The sequence below is a fragment of the Mesorhizobium sp. M1409 genome (assembly GCF_040317535.1).
In the GTDB taxonomy this organism is placed as follows: Bacteria; Pseudomonadota; Alphaproteobacteria; order Rhizobiales; family Rhizobiaceae; genus Mesorhizobium.
The window spans coordinates 1-560 of sequence record NZ_JAMYKV010000169.1 but is presented as its reverse complement, the minus strand read 5'-3'; the positions used below and the strand labels follow the sequence as shown (position 1 = coordinate 560).

General features: G+C 61.6%; 1 pseudogene. It reads right to left on the bottom strand.

Annotation, left to right across the window (positions count from 1 at the left end):
- Window positions 1-179: 179 nt before the first annotated feature.
- A pseudogene (locus NKG99_RS35880) lies at window positions 180-560 on the bottom strand (hypothetical protein); the annotation flags it as partial.

The window sequence follows — 560 nt, the reverse complement described above, 5'->3', positions numbered from 1 at the left end:
CCGCTGGAGACCAATCCAGCGGACCCGGTCGGGCCTCTCATGTTCCGATGATTACCTTCCATGCGTGATCCGGCCATCGACCCCGACGGAGCGGCAACGTCTCGCGTAACGACGATGCTCATATTGCCTTCGTGACTAGGGAACACACTCGGCCTCCGCGAACATCCACCTTTCGAGGCTCATTCCCGCACCCCGCATGGCTCCTGTCTACACTTCAGACCCCGCGTTGCCGCGACGCCCGCAAGACTCGGTCCCGGCTTGCCCGCTACGGCTTTGGCCGGATGGGACTTGCACCCACAAGCAATTATCAGCTTGGCATGACGTACTCCCCACAGGTGGTGTAGCTCGGCGGTAGCGAAGCCGCTCGCGAGCGCGCTCTCGATAGCGCTGTAGCGAGCGAGCGGCTTTGCGGTGGTCATCGACGGTTCGCCGGTAAGGTCGGGTTGCTGACTCCAACCTGATTCGAAGGAACCATCGATGACCGACGACATGATGAACCTGCGCGCGCTCGTGGAGAAGACTCCGGATTCCGATCTCTTGCGCGAGATGATCGGCTTTGC